This is a genomic window from Rodentibacter ratti, assembly GCF_002000485.1.
In the GTDB taxonomy this organism is placed as follows: Bacteria; Pseudomonadota; Gammaproteobacteria; order Enterobacterales; family Pasteurellaceae; genus Rodentibacter; species Rodentibacter ratti.
Genome location: NZ_MLAJ01000005.1, coordinates 56,309 through 75,381 on the forward strand (window position 1 = coordinate 56,309; position 19,073 = coordinate 75,381).

Annotated in this window: 19 protein-coding genes; 14 read left to right on the forward strand and 5 right to left on the reverse strand. The window is 39.6% G+C overall.

What is annotated here, in order from left to right; all coding sequences use genetic code 11:
• The first annotated feature begins 106 nt into the window (after nt 1-106).
• Nucleotides 107-511 carry a YbaN family protein gene (locus tag BKG94_RS05260; protein WP_077434930.1) on the forward strand — a complete coding sequence of 135 codons (405 nt, stop codon included), beginning with the start codon at nt 107-109 and terminating at the stop codon, nt 509-511.
• Entirely contained in the window at nt 504-2,060 is a 1,557-nt protein-coding gene (locus BKG94_RS05265) for a peptide ABC transporter substrate-binding protein (protein WP_077434932.1), read from the forward strand. The genes BKG94_RS05260 and BKG94_RS05265 overlap by 8 nt, the downstream gene beginning before the upstream one ends.
• Nucleotides 2,061-2,113: 53 nt before the next feature.
• On the opposite strand, the gene fur is transcribed toward BKG94_RS05265, so the two are convergent.
• From fur to BKG94_RS05280, 3 genes are all read right to left on the reverse strand, one after another.
• On the reverse strand, nt 2,114-2,563 hold the full coding sequence (fur, locus tag BKG94_RS05270) for a ferric iron uptake transcriptional regulator (protein ID WP_077434934.1): 450 nt from the start codon (nt 2,561-2,563) through the stop codon (nt 2,114-2,116).
• Nucleotides 2,564-2,584: 21 nt separating this feature from the next.
• Nucleotides 2,585-3,109, reverse strand: a complete 525-nt coding sequence (gene fldA / locus BKG94_RS05275) for a flavodoxin FldA (RefSeq protein ID WP_077434936.1) — start codon at nt 3,107-3,109, stop codon at nt 2,585-2,587.
• An 81-nt stretch (nt 3,110-3,190) separates the two neighbouring features.
• Nucleotides 3,191-3,976: an alpha/beta fold hydrolase gene (locus BKG94_RS05280; protein WP_077435407.1), complete on the reverse strand. Its 786-nt coding sequence runs from the start codon at nt 3,974-3,976 to the stop codon at nt 3,191-3,193.
• A 70-nt stretch (nt 3,977-4,046) separates the two neighbouring features.
• On the opposite strand from BKG94_RS05280, the gene seqA reads away from it, so the two are divergent.
• From seqA to arsB, 10 genes are all read left to right on the forward strand, one after another.
• Nucleotides 4,047-4,703, forward strand: coding sequence for a replication initiation negative regulator SeqA (gene seqA / locus BKG94_RS05285; protein WP_077434938.1), 657 nt, complete (start codon nt 4,047-4,049; stop codon nt 4,701-4,703).
• Nucleotides 4,672-6,075 carry an o-succinylbenzoate--CoA ligase gene (gene menE / locus BKG94_RS05290; protein ID WP_077434940.1) on the forward strand — a complete coding sequence of 468 codons (1,404 nt, stop codon included), beginning with the start codon at nt 4,672-4,674 and terminating at the stop codon, nt 6,073-6,075. Before seqA ends, menE begins: the two co-directional genes overlap by 32 nt.
• Nucleotides 6,076-6,082: 7 nt before the next feature.
• Nucleotides 6,083-9,427: a mechanosensitive channel MscK gene (mscK, locus tag BKG94_RS05295; RefSeq protein ID WP_077434942.1), complete on the forward strand. Its 3,345-nt coding sequence runs from the start codon at nt 6,083-6,085 to the stop codon at nt 9,425-9,427.
• 19 nt (nt 9,428-9,446) lie between these two features.
• The gene (gene aroC / locus BKG94_RS05300) at nt 9,447-10,520 is read left to right on the forward strand and encodes a chorismate synthase (RefSeq protein ID WP_077434944.1); all 1,074 of its coding nucleotides are present in this window, start codon (nt 9,447-9,449) and stop codon (nt 10,518-10,520) included.
• 13 nt (nt 10,521-10,533) lie between these two features.
• The gene (mepA, locus tag BKG94_RS05305) at nt 10,534-11,394 is read left to right on the forward strand and encodes a penicillin-insensitive murein endopeptidase (protein WP_077434946.1); all 861 of its coding nucleotides are present in this window, start codon (nt 10,534-10,536) and stop codon (nt 11,392-11,394) included.
• A gap of 29 nt (nt 11,395-11,423) precedes the next feature.
• On the forward strand, nt 11,424-12,191 hold the full coding sequence (locus tag BKG94_RS05310; protein ID WP_077434948.1) for a TSUP family transporter: 768 nt from the start codon (nt 11,424-11,426) through the stop codon (nt 12,189-12,191).
• Between the two features lie 30 nt (nt 12,192-12,221).
• Nucleotides 12,222-13,178 carry a lauroyl-Kdo(2)-lipid IV(A) myristoyltransferase gene (gene lpxM / locus BKG94_RS05315; RefSeq protein WP_077434950.1) on the forward strand — a complete coding sequence of 319 codons (957 nt, stop codon included), beginning with the start codon at nt 12,222-12,224 and terminating at the stop codon, nt 13,176-13,178.
• A 342-nt stretch (nt 13,179-13,520) separates the two neighbouring features.
• On the forward strand, nt 13,521-13,835 hold the full coding sequence (locus BKG94_RS05320) for an ArsR/SmtB family transcription factor (RefSeq protein WP_077434952.1): 315 nt from the start codon (nt 13,521-13,523) through the stop codon (nt 13,833-13,835).
• 51 nt (nt 13,836-13,886) lie between these two features.
• Nucleotides 13,887-14,300, forward strand: a complete 414-nt coding sequence (gene arsC, locus BKG94_RS05325; RefSeq protein WP_077434954.1) for an arsenate reductase (glutaredoxin) — start codon at nt 13,887-13,889, stop codon at nt 14,298-14,300.
• A complete protein-coding gene (gene arsB, locus BKG94_RS05330) occupies nt 14,300-15,301 on the forward strand; it encodes an ACR3 family arsenite efflux transporter (protein ID WP_077434956.1) in 1,002 nt (333 codons plus the stop codon). Before arsC ends, arsB begins: the two co-directional genes overlap by 1 nt.
• Before the next feature lie 115 nt (nt 15,302-15,416).
• Here arsB and BKG94_RS05335 read toward each other — a convergent pair whose 3' ends face one another.
• Entirely contained in the window at nt 15,417-15,899 is a 483-nt protein-coding gene (locus tag BKG94_RS05335; protein ID WP_077434958.1) for an FMN-dependent NADH-azoreductase, read from the reverse strand.
• Nucleotides 15,900-16,081: 182 nt separating this feature from the next.
• Nucleotides 16,082-16,525 (reverse strand): LexA family protein, encoded by a 444-nt coding sequence (locus tag BKG94_RS05340; RefSeq protein ID WP_077435409.1) that lies wholly within the window; start codon nt 16,523-16,525, stop codon nt 16,082-16,084.
• 246 nt (nt 16,526-16,771) lie between these two features.
• Here BKG94_RS05340 and sstT point away from each other — a divergent pair, with 246 nt between their 5' ends.
• Both sstT and BKG94_RS05350 read left to right on the forward strand, forming a co-directional pair.
• Entirely contained in the window at nt 16,772-18,016 is a 1,245-nt protein-coding gene (gene sstT, locus BKG94_RS05345; RefSeq protein WP_077434960.1) for a serine/threonine transporter SstT, read from the forward strand.
• Between the two features lie 124 nt (nt 18,017-18,140).
• The gene (locus BKG94_RS05350) at nt 18,141-19,055 is read left to right on the forward strand and encodes an SPFH domain-containing protein (RefSeq protein WP_077434962.1); all 915 of its coding nucleotides are present in this window, start codon (nt 18,141-18,143) and stop codon (nt 19,053-19,055) included.
• Nucleotides 19,056-19,073 lie beyond the last annotated feature (18 nt).

A 19,073-nucleotide genomic window follows, 5' to 3' on the forward strand; every position in this document is an offset into this window, starting at 1 on the left:
CCTTTTTTAAACTGTTCTGTATATGACGGCGAATTCTATAATATCAAGGTTGAAAAATCTAAAAAATCAGCAATAATGGCTCGTATTTAAATGATTTGGGGATGCGATGAAGTACATTTATATTTTGTTGGGTTTTATTTCTCTTGCTCTTGGGATTGTGGGGATTTTTCTTCCACTTTTGCCAACAACACCGTTTCTTTTATTGACCCTATTTTTCTTTGCGAAAGGTTCAAAACGTTTGGAAATCTGGTTTCTTAGCACTTCTATATACCAAAAACATTTGAAATCATTTAATGAACGTCGAGCGATGAGTAAAAAAACAAAAATGGTTATTTTGGCATTTGCCAGTTCAATGCTATTAATTGGTTTTTACTTTACTCCAAGTATTGTTGGCAGAAGTATTATTGCCGCATTAATTGTTGTGAAATATTGGTTTTTCTTATTTTGGATTAAAACTGAGGAAGAATCGGAAGTTGATCCTATTCAAAGAGAAGAGATAAGTAATGAGTAATTTTTTCTCTGTAAATTTGAAAAGTGCGGTTATTTTTTCTGCTATTTTTGCGCTGAATGGGTGTGATAACAATCAGTCACAGAATCCAAAACCACCTCAACATCAACCCGAACCCACAATTTCAATAGAAAAACCGCAGGTACAAAATAATCGAGAGAAACTTGTACGCAGCATAAAATCGGTTGCCGTTTTAGATCCTTGGCAAGTGAAGGAGGAAGAACAGTTTTCCCTTATTCGAGATTTGTTTGAAGGATTAACGGCTTATGATGCACAAGGTAATATTATTCCTGCAGTGGCGGAAAGTTGGAAAACTCAAGATAATAAAAATTGGACATTTATTTTGCGTGAAGGCTTGAAGTGGTCAAATGGCACACCTTTAACTGCACAGGATTTTGTTCTTTCTTGGCAAGCCCTCTCTCAGTCTGAAAGCCCGCTTAAATCTTATTTGCTATATTTAAATTTGAAAGGTGCGAAAGCTGTTTTGGAAAAAAAGCAGCCCTTAACAAATTTGGGCATTTCTGCTGAAAATGACCGCACTTTGCTCATAACGTTGGATAAACCTACCCCTTATTTACCCGAGATGTTGGCGCATATTGCGTTATTGCCACAATATCGTGATTTGAATTTATCTGTATCAAATGGTGCATATATGCTTTCATTGCGTGATGAAAAAGGGGTTCATCTGGTGAAAAATCCGCATTATTGGCAAAAGGATAGCATGTCATTTAAACAAGTGGATTATGTTCCTTATGATACTAAACCTCTTGCTGAATGGGATATTATTTGGTCTTCATCGGAAAAAACGGAAAACATACAATATTTTCCTCAACTATGCGGCTATTTTTACGAATTTAATTTACGTGATCCGAAGTTGACTAATCCTTTAATTCGGAAAGCGATAGCTTCTCTTATTTCCGTTACCGGTATCACGAATAATGAAATGCCTAATGCAATTCCAAGTTCTTATTTTTTACCAAAAGCCATGTTACAAGGGCAAGATTCACGTTGGGAGCCGGTGTTGGCAGAGCAGTTGTTGGCTCAAAGCGAGATTACAGAAAAGCAACCGCTGGCTTTACGATTGGCTTATGACGATATTTCATTGCATCAAAATATTGCGAATCGTTTGGCGAGACAATTATCAGAGTCAGATTTATTGCGTGTAGAGGGTGAGCCGATGAGTTGGCCACAATTACAGGAAAAAAGGAACAAAGGTGATTTTCAGTTAATTCGTTCCGGATGGTGTGCTGATTTTAATCATCCTATGGCATTTTTAGGCTTATTTTATTCAAAAAGTCCGGACAATAAGAGTGGTTATAGCAATGCAAATTACGATCAGCTGTTTGAACAGGCATTGAAAAGTGTATCAGAAAAAGAGCGGTCAGAAATTTATTTAAAATTAAGTGAAATCATTCAACAGGAAAATTTAGTATTGCCACTGTTTCAATATACGACACCTGTTTATATCTCTTCTTCCGTAATGGGGGTAAAGAAAAATTCTATTAGTGCGATCTATAGTAAGCATCTATGGAGAAAAGTGGAAGCTGAGTAATAACATATCAAAAAAATTCCCCGCTTCATTATTAAGCGGGGAATTTTTAAGGATTATTTTGCATCTTTTTTAACAATTTCTTCGCATGTTTCAATATCACTGCATTTTCCGTAAAGATACAAGCTATGGGCTTTTAATTTAATGCCGTATTGTTCGCTAATCTCTTTTTGGCGTTGCTCAATAAGGTTGTCGGAAAATTCGAATACTTTACCACAGTCTTCACAAATAATATGGTCATGATGTTCTGTCGGCGCAAGTTCAAAAACCGATTTATTTCCTTCAAAATTATGACGAATTAAAATATGCGCTTCGTCAAATTGGTTAAGTACACGGTAAACTGTGGCAAGACCAATCTCACTGTTTTGTTCTAACAAAATTTTATATACATCTTCTGCAGAAAAATGTTCGTTTTTGTGATTTTGCATTAAAGCTAAAATAGTCAAACGAGGCTCAGTAATTTTTAAGCCAGCTTTTTTAAGCAATTTAATATTTTCTTCAGACATAAAGTTTCCTTTTTATGATAGTTAAGCGAGCTCGGCTAAACACATTTCTTCATAAATTTGTTTACACCATTTTTCAACGCGTTCAGCAGTGAGTTCAGGTTGACGATCTTCATCAATACATAAACCGATAAAAGTGCCGTCTTCTAATAGGGCTTTTGAGGCTTCAAATGTATAGCCTTCAGTTGGCCAGTTTCCTACAATGATTGCACCGCGAGGCTCTACAATATCGCGTATCGTACCAATTGCATCACAGAAATAATCTGCGTAGTCTTCTTGGTCGCCACAACCGAAAATCGCCACTAATTTATCTGTGAAATCAATTTCTTCTAAAGTTGGGAAAAAATCGTCCCAATCTGCTTGGGATTCACCGTAATACCAAGTCGGAATCCCGAAAAGTAAGAAATCGTAGGCTTCAATATCTTCTTTTGAGGTTTTTGCGATGTCACGAATATCAACTAAATCATTACCCAATTGTTTTTGAATCATTTTTGCGATATTTTCGGTATTGCCTGTGTCGCTACCATAAAATAGGCCCACTACTGCCATTTTTCTTTCCTTTTAATTTAAACGTTTAAACAAATAAAATTTGCGCAAACTATACCATAAACCCGTTCTCATTTAAACCGATTAATTCTTACTTAGAAACCTATTAATAGCACGAATAACAAAGTCCGGTTTTTCCGCATGAACCCAATGTCCGCAGCCGTTTATAGTGAAGGATGTGGCGTTAGGAAATTGCTGTAAAATGTATTGTGCGTCTTCTGGTTTAATATAAGGGGAATCCCCACCTTTAATAAATAAACTTGGCACCATCACATTAACATTTTGCCAATCCATTAAGTGGTTGTAATTATTGAAAAGTGCGGTCAAATTAAAACGAAAAAATTCAGGGGAATCGGGTTCAAAGGATTTCAACATAAATTGAATTACGCTTGGATCATTAATTTCTTGTTCTAGAATTTGTTTTGCCTGTTGACGTGTTTGGGGTTTAGCCTGTTTCACGGCGAACAAGCCTCTAAACACATCTTGATGACCTTGCTTGCCGTAAGGAAGCGGCGCAATATCAATGACAATCAATTTTTCAACAATTTCAGGATGAAGTGTGGTGAATTTCATCGCTGTTTTCCCCCCCATGGAGTGACCAATCAAAATGACTTTTTTCAAGTTAAGGTGTTGGATAAGCCTGAAGAGATCTTCCGCCATGAGTTCATAATTCATTAATTCTGCATGAAAACTTCTCCCGTGATTACGCAAATCAACACGTAGGATATCGTAATCGTCACTGAATGCTCGGGCGATAACACCAAGATTATTCATATCGCCAAATAAGCCATGAATAAATACCAAGGTTGGGTGATTAATTGTTTGTTCTGTTTGATGAAATTGATAATTTAATAATTGAGAGCCAGGCATAATTTTCGCGTGAGAATTAGTTGAGAAATCGTTATAATGGGCAAAAATTTTAGCAAAGGGAGAAATAAAAATGAAGATCATTGAAGTCGATGAAGAATTATACCAATACATTGCGAAACAAACTCAATCCATTGGTGAAAGTGCTTCCGATATTCTTCGCCGTTTGCTGAATTTACCCGCTAACCCGAATAGTACGTTAGATTTTGTTTCTTTTGATGAGGCGAATAAAAGTGCGGTCAAATCTGATGTCGTTTTGCCGAAAGAGACGAAATCGGAAAATATCTCTCAAATCCAAGCTGAATCGGCACCAAAAGCCCTTGAACCGGCCGTGTTGAAAACTGCTAGAAAGCAGTCTGAGACGGCGATTAGTCAAATGACAGATAAAGTTCGTGCTTTATTAAATTCTTCGGAATTTAAAGAAGAAACAAAAGCAGTTGTGCGTTTTTTAGCTATTTTGCGCGTGCTTTATCGTACTAACCCGGAAAGTTTTGCACAGGCAACCGAATCTCTACAAGGTCGTACCCGCGTTTATTTTGCGCGTGATGAAGGCACGTTATTGATGGCAGGTAATCACACCAAACCGAAACAAATTCCGGATACGCCTTATTGGGTTATTACCAATACCAATAGCGGTAGAAAAATGCTCATGCTGGAAGGGGCGATGCAATCCATGGATTTGCCGGAAAGCCTGATTGATGAAGTGCGTACCTATTTTGTCAGTAACTAAACTTTTTCCTTGGCAAGCCTTTGCCAATGATCCTCAATATTGTGAGAAAATCGCCTTGCGTTCATCGCAAGGTGATGTTTTTACTTGGGGGGAGATCGGGCAAAAAATTAATCAAACCGCTGTGTTTTTACAAAATAGAGGTATCACATCGGAAAGTGCGGTCGCTTTTTGCGGCAAAAATTCTGAATCGATCCTTTTTCTTTATCTTGCGACAATTCAGATTGGCGCCAAAATTCTAGGTTTAAATCCTGCATTTCCACAAGAAAAAATCCATAAATTATGCCATGAGTATGCCATTGATTTATGTTTGTTTGATAAAGATTTATTAAGCATTTCAAATGGATCTTTATCAGCCGTATTGCCTTATGAGGCGGATTTTTTTCGCCCGGCGACGATGACGCTGACTTCCGGCTCAAGCGGCTTGCCTAAAGCGGTGGTACATCATATGCAGGCACATTTGGATAATGCCCGTGGTGTGTGTCAATTAATGAATTTTGATTCCTCACAATCATGGCTATTATCATTACCGTTGTACCATGTATCCGGACAGGGTATTGTGTGGCGTTGGCTGCTTTGCGGTGCAGAATTGCATTTTTCGCAAAGTGATTTTTATGAATCGTTGTTACAAACAACCCATGTATCATTAGTACCAACGCAGCTCCAACGATTGCTTGATTATCTTGCGCAGCATCCCCAAGCGAGTTTTAAAACGAAGCATATTTTATTGGGGGGAGCGCATATTCCGGTGGAATTAACCCAAGCTATTCAGCAATATGGCATTTCTTCTTATAGCGGATATGGCATGACGGAAATGGCATCAACGATCTTTGCGAAATTATCGGATAATTTGTCCGGCGTAGGGCAACCGCTGTTAGGTCGTGAATTTCAACTGGTGAATGAAGAAATTTGGTTGAAAGGTGCCGGGCTGGCATTAGGTTATTGGAAAAAGGGTGAAATTCTTTCTATCACCAATGAACAAGGTTGGTTGCCAACAAAAGATAAAGGCGTTTGGCAAAATAATGAATTAGTAGTGGTGGGGCGTTTAGATAATATGTTTATTTCCGGTGGAGAAAATATTCAGCCGGAAGAAATTGAAGGCGTAATCTTACAATCTAATTTGGTGAAACAAGTGTTTGTATTACCCAAGAAGGACTCAGAGTTTGGTTCAAGACCTATCGCAATACTTGAATTTTATGAACACTTCACGGAAAGTGCGGTCGAAAAACTGCGTATTTTTTTACAAGGGCGTTTAGCGCGATTTAAACACCCGATCGCTTATTACCCGTTGCCTCAAGGAATACAAAAAGGGGCGATTAAAATTTCACGTAAAGCGTTAGCGCAGTGGCTGGCGTGTCAAGAACAAAATAAATAGGAAAATTATGAAATTACCTCGTTTTTTAACTGCTCTTTCAATCGCTTGTATCATGGGCGTTACGCTTTTACAGCCTGTTATTGCGGTTGAGCAAACCTCATTACCAACAGAACAGAGTCTAAAAGCAGATTTGGCAGCAGCACAAAAAATTGACGATGCGGAAGCCAAAAAATCACGTGTTAGTGAATTGCAAACTTCACTTGATCTGTTACAACAAATACAAAGTCAGCAAAAAAATAATGATGATTTAGATAGTACGCTTAGCCGTGCGGATGCGGAGATCCAAAAAAATAATACGGATTTGCAAAATCTTAAGAAAAACTTGAATCAAACCAACGTGGAGGATTACGCATCGGTTTCTTTGGAGAATTTGCAAGTTGAACTGGAAAAACTGAGTAATCAACAACAAGAAAGCCAAACGGCATTAAGTGTGGCAAATACTTTAATGGTGGGGCAAAGTGGTGTTTCAGAACGCGCCCAAACTGCACTAACGGATAACCTAAGACGCACGCAAACTTTAAACCAGCAACTTTCTGAGCATACGATAAGTACGTCTTTGCAACAACAATATCAGTTGGAATTGCAACTGATTGAGCTAAAAAATGCTTATAATCAAACTTTGCTGAAAAATAGCGATCAACTTTCCTTACTTTACAAAAGTCGATATGACTTACTCAATGTTAAGCAACAAGTTCAGCAACAACAGATTTCAGCCATTCAGGAGGCGATTAATCAGAAAAATCTTGCTCAAAGCCAAAACAAAGTTGAGCAAGTGCAGCAACAGCAGCAAAGTGCGGTTAAAAATGATTACATTCAAAAGGAATTGGATCGCAATGCACAACTCAGTAAGTTTTTGCTGGAACAAACGGAAAAAACAAATACGTTAACGCAAGATGAACTGAAAATGCGTAATGTGTTGGATAATTTAACACAAACCCAACGTACGATTGATGAACAGATCAGTGCATTACAGGGTACACTTGTGCTTTCCCGTATTATTCAGCAGCAAAAACAAAAATTACCGACAAATTTAAATATTCAGGGATTATCAAAACAAATTGCGGATTTACGTGTACAGATTTTTGATATCACACAACGTCGCAATGAGTTATATGATTTGGATGCTTATATTCAAAAAGTGGAGTCGGATGAAAGCCAAACTTTTACGGTAGCGGAAAAAGCCCAATTAACCACCTTGCTCACTGAACGTCGCAAAATGGGTTCGGATCTAATTAAATCATTAAATAATCAGTTAAATTTAGCGATTTCTTTAGAATTAACGCAGCAACAAATTACCCAAATCAGTGATCAAATTCAGTCAAAGCTCGATCAACAAAGTTTCTGGGTAAAAAGTAATAATCCGATTAATTTGGATTGGCTGAAGGCTTTGCCAATGTCATTAGAGGGACAATTTGATGGCATGATGAAACGCCTCGGTTTCCCTACCACCTATGATAATTTGCCCTCGTTGTTGACTTATGTATTTTTTCTTATTGTGATCGGTGGGGCAATTTTTAAATTCAAGCCGGCCATTAAGAATCGTTTGGCAATGATTAACGGGGAAATTAATACTTTACGTGCGGATACCCAATGGCATACACCGATGGCGTTGATTTTAACGGGATTACTGAATTTATCCGGTACGCTTTGGTTTCTTGCGATCTGCCAAATGATTGGTTTTTTCTTTTTCCGTAATCCGCAAGAGTTTTGGGATTGGTCGTTCCGTATGGCGGGGTATTGGTGGTTCTTCAATGTGTGGTTTGCGATTTACCGTCCGAATGGGATTTTTGTTCGCCATTTTGGGTTTGCTCAAGAAGATGCGGAAAAATTCCGTGGAGTGGTAAAACGCATTATTATTGCAGTTGTTCTATTATTGAATACATCGGTATTTAGTAATGTGATGGATAATGGTTTAGCCAATGATGTATTGGGAGAGCTCAACACGATTATTGCCTTGATGTTCTGTACGGTGATTATTGCGCCACGTTTTAATCGCGCCCTTAGAGCTTATGAGGAAAATCAATCGCAACGTAATAATGTGATTGTAAAAACCATTCAGATTCTATTACAGCTGGTTCCAATCGGATTAATTCTGCTGATAGTTCTTGGTTATTACTATACCGCACTGAATTTAATCCAACATATCATCAATTCTTATATCGCTTGGTGTATTTGGTTTATTCTACGCAATGTCATCTATCGTGGTATTACAGTGTCATCGCGTCGCTTAGCGCATCGCCGACTTATGGAAAAACGCCGTCAAAAATCGGAAGAATTTAATGATGGTGTGCCTTCAGATGATGTGGTTGTAATTACCGACCAAGAAGAAGGGTTAGCGTTAAATGAAGTAAGAAGTCAGTTGCTACGCTTTGCAGACTTGTTTATTTGGTCGGCACTATTTGCAATTTTCTATTTTATCTGGTCGGATCTTGTGACAGTGGCAAGTTACCTACGTGATATTACGTTATGGCAACAAATTTCTACGGTGAATGGGGTAAATGTCACTGAGAGTATTTCATTATTTAATTTGCTTGTTGCTCTTATTATTGTAGGTATCACCTATGTTCTTGTAAGAAATATTTCAGGTATTTTGGAAGTTTTACTTTTCTCTCGTTTGAAATTATCTCAGGGAACACCTTATACCATTACGACCTTATTGACCTATGTCATTGTGGCAGTAGGTGGTGCATGGGGATTTGCTACACTGGGGATGTCTTGGTCAAAATTACAATGGTTATTTGCCGCACTTTCAGTGGGATTGGGTTTCGGTATGCAAGAAATTTTTGCGAATTTTGTTTCCGGTATTATCTTGCTGTTTGAACGTCCGATTCGTGTGGGCGATACGGTAACCATTAATGGAGTTAGCGGCACGGTCGCTAAAATTCGTATTCGTGCGATTACATTGATTGATTTTGATCGAAAAGAGGTTATTGTTCCTAATAAATCTTTTGTGACGGGGCAAGTGATTAACTGGGCGCTTTCTAGTACGATGACCCGTTTGGTTGTTACCGTTGGAGTGGCTTACGGTTCAGATTTGGAATTAGTGAAAAAATTACTCCTTCAGGCGGCAAATGAGCAACCGGCAGTGTTAAAAGATCCTGAGCCGCGAGCACTGTTCTTGGCTTTTGGAGCGAGTACATTAGATCACGAGCTACGTGTTTATGTCGGCCAGCTTTCTGAACGAACTAATACGGTAGATGCGCTTAATCGTCGTATTAATGAACTATTTGCTGAAAATAATATTGATATTGCATTCAATCAACTTGATGTCTTTATTAAAAATAATGATACCGGTGAAGAAATTCCTTTCGTCGATGTCAATGCAACAACATTATCTAAGAAAAAGTCGTAGAAAAAATGAGAGGTAAAATATGGCAGGTAATACAATAGGACAACTTTTTCGCGTGACAACCTTTGGTGAATCTCATGGTGTTGCGCTCGGTTGTATTGTAGATGGTGTTCCACCCAATATGGCATTATCCGAAGCGGATATTCAGCCTGATTTAGATCGCCGTAAACCCGGTACCTCTCGTTATACCACTGCTCGTCGGGAAGCTGATGAAGTGCAAATTTTATCTGGCGTATTTGAGGGAAAAACCACTGGCACGAGCATCGGTATGATAATCAAAAATGCGGATCAACGTTCCCAAGATTATGGTGAAATTAAAGATCGTTTTCGTCCCGGACACGCCGATTTTACTTATCAACAAAAATACGGAATTCGTGATTATCGAGGTGGCGGACGTTCCTCTGCCCGTGAAACAGCTATGCGGGTGGCGGCTGGCGCCATTGCCAAAAAATACCTACGAGAGCAATTTGGCATTGAAGTTCGTGGTTTTTTAAGTCAAATTGGCGAAGTGAAAATTGCACCACAAACGGTAGGAAAAATCGATTGGGAAAAAGTAGAGAGCAATCCTTTCTTTTGCCCGGATGAAAGTGCGGTTGAAAAATTTGACGAATTGATCCGAGAACTCAAAAAAGAAGGGGATTCCATAGGGGCAAAGCTCACTGTCATTGCTGAAAATGTCCCGGTAGGCTTAGGTGAACCGGTATTTGATCGTTTGGATGCGGATTTGGCTCATGCCTTGATGGGAATTAATGCCGTGAAAGGAGTGGAAATTGGCGATGGTTTTGCCGTGGTGGAACAACGTGGTAGCCAACATCGTGATGAAATGACCCCAAATGGGTTTGAAAGCAATCATGCAGGCGGCATTTTGGGTGGCATTAGTTCCGGTCAGCCGATTATTGCTACCATTGCATTGAAGCCAACGTCGAGTATTACTATTCCGGGGCGTTCGGTGAATCTTGCTGGTGAAGCCGTGGAAGTGGTGACGAAAGGCCGCCACGATCCTTGTGTCGGGATTCGTGCAGTTCCTATTGCAGAAGCGATGGTGGCTATTGTGTTGTTGGATCATTTATTACGCTTTAAGGCGCAATGTAAGTAGTAGGTTGTGTTAAATGAATAAAATGGCATTAAAAACGGCGGTTATTTTGACCGCACTTTTCTCTTTAAGTACGCAAGCTTCCCCACAAGACTGGCAGCAAATTAAGCGTCCTATTCCAAGTGAAGATGGGGTAGCAAAGCCAATCGGCAGTTATTCTAATGGTTGTATTATCGGTGCTGAAGCGTTACCGGCTAAAGGTGAGGGTTATCAAGTGATCCGTATGAATCGTAACCGATATTATGGACACCCGGAAATGATTAAGTATCTTAAACGTTTGGGAGAAAAAGCCAAAGCAGCGGGATTACCAACAATGCTTGTGGGCGATATTGCTATGCCGGGCGGAGGGCGTTTCCTGACCGGACATGCCAGCCACCAAATGGGATTAGATGCAGATATCTGGTTACGCATGGGGGCAATGTCTGATGCGGACGCATTAAATTCCGATGGAAAAGGCTTATTGGTGGTTGATAGAAAAGCACAGCGTGTTGATGATCGGATATGGAACAGTAATCACAGCACATTGATTAAACTTGCCGCTCAGGATCATGGGGTGACCCGTATTTTCGTGAATCCGGCAATTAAACTAAAACTATGTCAGACAGCTGGTAATGATCGGGGCTGGCTACACAAAATTCGCCCTTGGTTTGGCCATGATTCACATTTTCACGTTCGTTTAAAATGTCCTGCTGATGCGGCTCATTGTGAAGATCAAGCACCGGTTCCGGCTGGTGATGGATGTGGTGATGAACTTTATTCTTGGTTTGAACCGGCAAAACCAAGTACGGGCTCAAATAAGCCAAAAGTTGTCCCACCTGAACCGTTTTTATGCCAACAAATATTGACTTCGCCAAATCGAAGTGAATGGTTAGAATAATTTTATAGGCAAATCATAGAGTGCATGGTATGGAATTGGGCGTTGATATTTTAGCAATATTATTTGTTGTGGCATTTGTTGCCGCATTTATTGATGCGATTGCAGGCGGAGGCGGCTTGATTACCATTCCAGCCTTGCTTATGACGGGGATTCCACCGGCTGTGGCATTGGGGACAAATAAATTACAAGCGATGGGTGGCGCATTTTCTGCCAGTCTCTATTTTTTACGTAAAAGAGCGGTCAATTTACGGGAAGTTTGGTTTATTTTACTTTGTGTTTTTCTCGGTTCGGCCTTAGGCACAATCTTAATTCAACTGATTGATTCATCTGTGTTTAAGAAAATTTTGCCATTCTTAATTTTAACCATTGGACTCTATTTTCTCTTTACCCCTAAATTGGGCGATGAAGATCGTAAACAACGTTTAACTTATGTGGTTTTTGGTTTTGCCATTAGCCCATTTTTAGGTTTCTATGACGGCTTTTTCGGGCCGGGAACGGGTTCTATTATGAGCTTGGCTTGTGTTACATTGTTAGGCTTCAATCTTGCCAAAGCGACAGCCCATGCGAAAGTGATGAATTTTACCTCAAACTTTGCCTCCTTCTTGCTTTTCTTAGCCGGGGGACAAATTTTGTGGACTGCAGGCATCGTGATGATGATCGGAAGTATTCTTGGGGCAAATTGGGGGGCCAAAATGGTAATGACGAAAGGTAAAACCTTAATTCGCCCTATGGTCGTGGTGATGTCGTTTTTAATGACCGCAAAAATGGCATACGATCAAGGTTGGTTTAGTATTTAAAGTGCGGTTAATTCCGTGGCTGTTTTTAGTATGACAGATTCTCAACAAAATATTCGTTTAACGGCACGAGTGGGCTATGAACCACATTTTTCGTGGTCTTATTTAAAACCAAAATACTGGGGTATTTGGCTTGGTATTTTCTTTTTGCTTTTATTGGCATTTGTGCCTTTTCGGCTGCGTGATAAATTTGCGGCAAAGTTGGGCGTATGGATTGGGCATAAGGCAAAAAAACAACGTAAACGCGCCCAAATTAATTTGAGCCATTGTTTTCCAAAGTGGACAACGCAGCAACGAGAGCAAGTGATTGATGAAATGTTTGCCGTGGTCGCTCAAGTGATGTTGGGTATTGGTGAAATTGCCATTCGTTCTAAAAAACATCTCCAAAAACGCAGTGAATTTATCGGTATTGAGCATATTCAAAAAGCCAAAGCCGAGGGATATAACATTATTTTAATGGTACCCCATGGTTGGGCAATTGATGCTTCCGGTATTATTTTACATACCCACGGGATGCCAATGACTTCTATGTATAACCCTCATCGCAATCCTTTGGTAGATTGGCTATGGACAATCGTCCGTCAGCGTTTCGGCGGAAAAATGCATGCCCGTCAAAATGGCATTAAGCCTTTTTTGACCAGTGTTCGTCAGGGGGAAATGGGATATTACTTACCCGATGAAGATTTTGGTGCAGAACAAAGTGTATTTGTTGATTTTTTTGCGACTTATAAAGCGACATTACCGGGACTAAATAAAATGGCAAAACTGGCTAGAGCTGTTGTGATCCCAATGTTTCCTCGTTATAACGCCGAAAGTGGAAAATATGAAATGGAAATTCATCCGCCTATGATGCTGAGTGATGAACCTGAAAAGTCAGCCCGAGCGATGAATGAAGAAATCGAATCTTTTGTCACGCCAACCCCAGAACAATATGTTTGGATTTTACAATTATTAAGAACGCGTAAAGATGGCGAAGATCTTTATTATTGAAGGGTATCAAGGTGCTGTGTAGCAAATGCACAAACGGATATTTTACAGAATGTAGGGACATACTGCGTGTATCCGAATTTTAACTTATTGAAATAAATTGATTTTTATCACGGACACACGCAGTGTGTCCCTACCGGCAAACAAAAAAACAACGTTGTGCAACTGCGACATAATATTGGGTAACTTAAAAAGTGCGGTAGGTTTTTCACGAGATTTTGCGATTGCAAAAATGTTGGAAAATCCCACCGCTTATTTTTCTCAAAAATAGATATTTCAACAATACTTGAAATCTTCCCTTTAATAGGGTTATTATCATTGTGTTCTATTATTGAGGGATTTTTTATGAATACCGAACAAGCCAGTTTTTTATTTGAAAGCCTTTCTTCGCCCATTCGTTTAGGGATTTTCCAAACTTTATCCGCAATGGGAACGGAAGGAATGACAGCTGGCGATTTGGCGAAACAACTTAACCTTGCCCCAAATCATCTCTCTTTTCATTTAAAAAACTTAAGTCAGGCGGAGCTAGTTTATAGCACTCAAGAAGGAAGATTTATCCGCTATTATGCCAATTTAACCTTAATGCTACATTTAACCGCATTTTTGACACAAAATTGTTGTAAAAATAGCCGTGAGCATTGTTCCATTGACTGTTGTTAAAAAATTTTCGCCTGTTATTTCAATAACTCTTGAATTATATAAGGAAAAAGAATGTGTTCAGTTACGATTTATCATAATCCAAAGTGCGGTACGTCTCGCAATACTTTAGCTCTTATTCGTCATTTGGGCATTGAGCCTACGATTATTCATTATTTAGAACAGCCTCCGAGTGAAACGGTTTTGCGTGAATTATTGGAAAAAATGCCATTGACACCACGTCAGTTGCTCAGAACCAATGTACCGCCTTACCTTGAGAAAGGGTTAGATAATTTAACATTGAGTGATGATGTGTTAATTGCCGCTATGTTAGCTGAGCCAATTTTAATCAATCGTCCGATTGTCGTCACCGAAAAAGGCGTGCGTTTATGTCGTCCATCGGAAGTCTTTTTGCAAATCTCACCCCGTCCTTTGCAAACGGATTTTATTAAAGAAGATGGGAACGTAATTGCTGCGGAGACAAAATAATGGGATTTTTTGAACGCTTTTTAACAGTGTGGGTTGCATTAGCAATTATGGTTGGCGTTGGCTTAGGTGTATGGCAACCTGAATTATTCGCTGGGATTGCCAAATTAGAAATCGCACACATCAATTTACCTGTGGCAGTGCTGATTTGGCTGATGATTTATCCGATGATGATCCAAATTGACTGGTCAGCAATTAAAGATGTTGGCAAAAAACCGAAAGGTTTAGCTTTAACCTTATTTATTAATTGGCTGGTCAAGCCTTTTACTATGGCGTTGGTCGGTTGGCTCTTTTTCCGTATTTTCTTTGCGGAGTGGGTCGATGCGCAATCGGCGACAGAATATATCGCAGGAATGATTTTACTTGGTGTTGCGCCTTGTACAGCAATGGTGTTTGTTTGGTCACAATTAGTGCGTGGCGATGCTAATTACACTTTGGTACAAGTATCAATCAACGACATCATTATGATTTTTGCGTTTGCACCGATTGCGGGTTTCTTGTTAGGGATTAGCGATATTCAAATCCCGTGGCAAACTTTGCTTTATAGCACCATTTTATATGTATTGTTGCCACTTCTTGCAGGCTGGATCACTCGAAATGTATTGGGGCAATCCGCTGAAAAAATCCAACGATTAAGCCAAAGGTTAAAGCCTTTTTCCATTTTAGGGTTATTGCTCACAGTTGTGCTGTTATTCGCTTTCCAAGCACAAACTATTTTGGCACAGCCGTTAGTGATTTTACTCATCGCCATTCCTCTTTTGGTTCAAACCTACGGCATTTTCTTCTTGGCGCATTTTTTAGCAAAATGGTTAAAACTGCCGCATCAAGTTGCCGCCCCAGCTTGTTTAATCGGTACCAGCAACTTTTTTGAATTAGCCGTTGCCGTGGCTATTTCGCTATTCGGTTTACATTCAGGTGCGGCATTAGCTACTGTTGTCGGTGTATTGGTTGAAGTGCCTGTGATGCTCTCGCTTGTTGCGTTGTTAAACCGTTGGAATAGATGAAAGAGCGGTCAGATTTTCATAAGATTTTGCAATCCGCAAACATTTCTCAAATAACCTAGCACGGTAACGCCGTACTAGGTTGAGCATAATTCAGCTTATAGCCATTTTCAGCGTTTTACTGGCAGAAATCTGGTAATAACGCATCAATTTGGGCAAATCCTTCGGCTAAAACCTCATTCTCTGAGCGGATAGCGGTGCCTTGCGCTCGGGCAATATAAAAGCGATCAAATCCCATAATATTGGTAAACATTTCTTTTAAATACATTTGACTAAATTCAAGGGGTGTATAACGGTCATTATTGGTATAAATTGACCCGCTGGATTGCAAGAGAAATACCTTACGTCCATCAGTCATCAACCCTTTAGAACCTGATGAAGTATAATGAAATGTTTCACGAGCAATTAAAATGTTATCCATATAATCCTTTAATTTAGATGGAATATTGAAGTTATGTAATGGCATTGCAATCACAATCCGCTTATAAGATTTAAACTGAGCCAAGATAGCTTGCATTTTGTGCTTTCTTTCTTGCTGCTCAGTGGTTAGCGTCTCGCCTGCCATTTGCTGTGAAAATAACGTTAATGTTTTACCGAGCATTATTATCTAGGTTAGGTGTCGGCTATACCCCAAAAGCTTTGTTGAACCCTATTTGGCATTGGGCGGGTTGTTTGTGCAACTGCTACATAATATTGGGTTATCATCAAAGTGCGGTTAAAATTGACCGCACTTTTTATGGAGGTTGGTTAGGCGGTTGAGAGTAAATATTGCTCCAACCTTGCTTATGCCGAGAATTTTGTCGTATTACGCTTTGGCTGAATTTGGTGGATCGTATTTGTTACGGTTCCAATAATCGGTAAGGATGTCCAATCTTTCGTTTTAATATTTTGCATTTGAGAATCTAACGCCATAAAGATAAATTCATCGTGATGAGTGATAAATTCATAGAGATGAAATTCATTTTCGCTTTCTAATACAACAAGATCACCAATAGACAAACGATCATTTTTTTCAACAATTAACATATCGCCTTGTTCAATTCCCCAAGCAAGCATATTGGGATTTGTCACACGAATAAAACAGGTTTGTTGTGGACGTTTAATGCAGTAAAGATTTAAATCAAGTTTTTTACTGAATTTTGATTTTTTTTCAATATCGTTAAAAAATGGCATTGGATGATAAGAAAACGTCATCTCATTTTGGGCAACGGTGCTTGCGTAGTGCATCATCTTATTTTCCTTAGTTAATAATATGGTTGTTTATACAGTTGTTAATATACTGGTGTTTCATACAGGTTGTCAATACTGAATAGAAAAATTTTAGAAAAATATCAAGAATAAGTAGAAATGATGAAAGCATCACAAAAAACGTAAGAAAAGATTTTCTTTTAAATAGAATTTAGGCTATCTTTAGTTCGCCCAGGTGGATCAGTCATGATCTGAAGTTTAACCATACTTTTATTTAAATTTATTATGAATACATCACGTTTATTTCATTTTCTTTTCCAAGGTAATTTAGTAAAACGAATTGCTCTTGGTCTTGTTCTCGGGATCCTTGTCGCACTGCTTAATTCAAGTATTGAACAAACATTGGGTTTTGATCTTGCAGCAAGCGTTGGCATATTAGGTCAAATTTTTGTTAAAGGTCTTAGAGCGGTTGCACCAATCTTAATTTTCTTCTTGGTGATGGCGGCATTAGCCAACAAAAAAGTTGGCTCAAAAAGCAATATGAAAGAAATTATTGTGCTTTACCTTTTAGGAACGTTTTTAGCCGCATTAGCCGCCGTAATTGCAAGTATGCTTTTCCCTTCTGAAGTGGCATTATCGGTGAAAGAAGATGTGGCTTCAGCACCTCAATCGGTTGCCCAAGTATTATTAACTTTAGTGCTGAATGTGGTGGATAACCCGTTAAATGCCATTTTTAAAGCTAACTTTATTGGTGTACTGGCGTGGTCAATCGGTCTGGGGCTCGCACTTCGTTATGCTTCTGAAACGACAAAGCAAGTGGTGGCGGATTTTGCAGAAGGTATTTCTAAAATCGTACACGTTATTATTTCATTTGCGCCTTTTGGGGTATTTGGCTTAGTGGCGGAGACCTTATCTGATAAAGGTTTAGCGGCTTTAGGCGGTTACATTCATTTATTAGTGGTGTTAATCGGCACAATGCTCTTTACTGCATTTGTGCTTAATCCTATTTTGGTTTATTGGAAAATTCGCCAAAATCCGTATCCGTTGGTTTGGACTTGTGTACGCGAAAGTGGCGTTACCGCATTTTTCACCCGTAGTTCTGCGGCGAATATTCCGGTGAATATTGGCTTGGCAAAACGTTTAAATCTTGATGAAGAAACCTACTCAGTGGCAATTCCATTGGGGGCGAATATCAATATGGCGGGGGCAGCCATTACTATTACGGTATTAACTTTAGCGGCAGTTCATACACTAGGCATAGAAGTCTCCTTTTTTAGCGCATTGCTATTAAGTGTGGTTGCAGCACTTTGTGCTTGCGGGGCATCGGGTGTTGCCGGTGGCTCATTATTACTTATTCCGTTAGCATGTAGCTTATTTGGTATTTCTGATGATGTGGCGGCACAAATGATAGGTGTGGGTTTCGTCATCGGTATCTTGCAAGACTCCACAGAAACCGCATTAAATTCTTCAACAGATGTGCTGTTTACTGCGGCGGTATGCATGGAAGAAGAACGAAAAAATCAAGCATAATTCAATGCTTTTATAAGGCGGGCGAAAGTCCGCCTTTATTTTTTCCGGCTGAGATTTCGCTATACAAAGTGCGGTCTAATTTGTTAGACTTTTTTCGTTTCAAAACAAAATAGAGGGAATCAAAATGGATGGATTAACCTTAGCGACATTAGTCTTTCTTGTACTCATTGTTGTTATTTTATTTTCAACGATTAAAACCGTTCCACAGGGATATAACTGGACGATTGAGCGTTTTGGGCGATATACACGCACATTAATGCCGGGGTTGAATATCGTTGTGCCTTTTGTGGATCGTGTCGGGCGCAAAATTAATATGATGGAACAAGTGTTGGATATTCCTTCACAAGAAGTCATTTCTAAAGATAATGCCAATGTTGCCATTGACGCGGTGTGTTTCGTTCAAGTGATTGATGCACGCAGCGCGGCTTATGAAGTGAATCACCTTGAACAAGCAATTATTAATTTAACCATGACGAATATTCGTACCGTTCTCGGTTCTATGGAATTGGACGAAATGTTATCGCAACGTGATTCCATTAACAGCCGTTTGCTTGCTATTGTCGATGAAGCGACTAACCCATGGGGGATCAAAGTCACCCGTATTGAAATTCGTGATGTGCGTCCACCCCGTGAGTTGATCGATTCGATGAATGCGCAAATGAAAGCGGAGCGTAACAAACGGGCGGAAGTGTTGGAAGCCGAGGGGATTCGACAAGCGGAAATTTTACGGGCAGAAGGGGAAAAACAAGCCCGTATTTTGAAAGCGGAAGGGGAGCGTCAAGAAGCCTTCTTGCAAGCGGAAGCCCGCGAACGTGCCGCAGAAGCGGAGGCAAAAGCCACACAAATGGTTTCTGAAGCTATCGCCAGTGGCGATACCAAAGCGATCAATTACTTCATTGCGCAAAAATACACGGAAGCCTTAAAAGAAATTGGCGGTGCGCAAAATAGCAAGGTGGTATTAATGCCATTAGAAGCAGGGAATTTAATCGGTTCTGTGGCGGGCATTGCGGAATTATTAAAAGGCGATAAAAAAGCTTAAGATTTCACTTTTCAAAGT

Coding starts and splice junctions, on each gene's coding strand:
- BKG94_RS05260 (WP_077434930.1), top strand. CDS start 107: ATGAAGTACATTTATATTTTGTTGGGTTTTATTTCTCTTGCTCTTGGG.
- BKG94_RS05265 (WP_077434932.1), top strand. CDS start 504: ATGAGTAATTTTTTCTCTGTAAATTTGAAAAGTGCGGTTATTTTTTCT.
- fur (WP_077434934.1), bottom strand. CDS start 2,563: ATGTCTGAAGAAAATATTAAATTGCTTAAAAAAGCTGGCTTAAAAATT.
- fldA (WP_077434936.1), bottom strand. CDS start 3,109: ATGGCAGTAGTGGGCCTATTTTATGGTAGCGACACAGGCAATACCGAA.
- BKG94_RS05280 (WP_077435407.1), bottom strand. CDS start 3,976: ATGCCTGGCTCTCAATTATTAAATTATCAATTTCATCAAACAGAACAA.
- seqA (WP_077434938.1), top strand. CDS start 4,047: ATGAAGATCATTGAAGTCGATGAAGAATTATACCAATACATTGCGAAA.
- menE (WP_077434940.1), top strand. CDS start 4,672: ATGAAGTGCGTACCTATTTTGTCAGTAACTAAACTTTTTCCTTGGCAA.
- mscK (WP_077434942.1), top strand. CDS start 6,083: ATGAAATTACCTCGTTTTTTAACTGCTCTTTCAATCGCTTGTATCATG.
- aroC (WP_077434944.1), top strand. CDS start 9,447: ATGGCAGGTAATACAATAGGACAACTTTTTCGCGTGACAACCTTTGGT.
- mepA (WP_077434946.1), top strand. CDS start 10,534: ATGAATAAAATGGCATTAAAAACGGCGGTTATTTTGACCGCACTTTTC.
- BKG94_RS05310 (WP_077434948.1), top strand. CDS start 11,424: ATGGAATTGGGCGTTGATATTTTAGCAATATTATTTGTTGTGGCATTT.
- lpxM (WP_077434950.1), top strand. CDS start 12,222: ATGACAGATTCTCAACAAAATATTCGTTTAACGGCACGAGTGGGCTAT.
- BKG94_RS05320 (WP_077434952.1), top strand. CDS start 13,521: ATGAATACCGAACAAGCCAGTTTTTTATTTGAAAGCCTTTCTTCGCCC.
- arsC (WP_077434954.1), top strand. CDS start 13,887: ATGTGTTCAGTTACGATTTATCATAATCCAAAGTGCGGTACGTCTCGC.
- arsB (WP_077434956.1), top strand. CDS start 14,300: ATGGGATTTTTTGAACGCTTTTTAACAGTGTGGGTTGCATTAGCAATT.
- BKG94_RS05335 (WP_077434958.1), bottom strand. CDS start 15,899: ATGCTCGGTAAAACATTAACGTTATTTTCACAGCAAATGGCAGGCGAG.
- BKG94_RS05340 (WP_077435409.1), bottom strand. CDS start 16,525: ATGCACTACGCAAGCACCGTTGCCCAAAATGAGATGACGTTTTCTTAT.
- sstT (WP_077434960.1), top strand. CDS start 16,772: ATGAATACATCACGTTTATTTCATTTTCTTTTCCAAGGTAATTTAGTA.
- BKG94_RS05350 (WP_077434962.1), top strand. CDS start 18,141: ATGGATGGATTAACCTTAGCGACATTAGTCTTTCTTGTACTCATTGTT.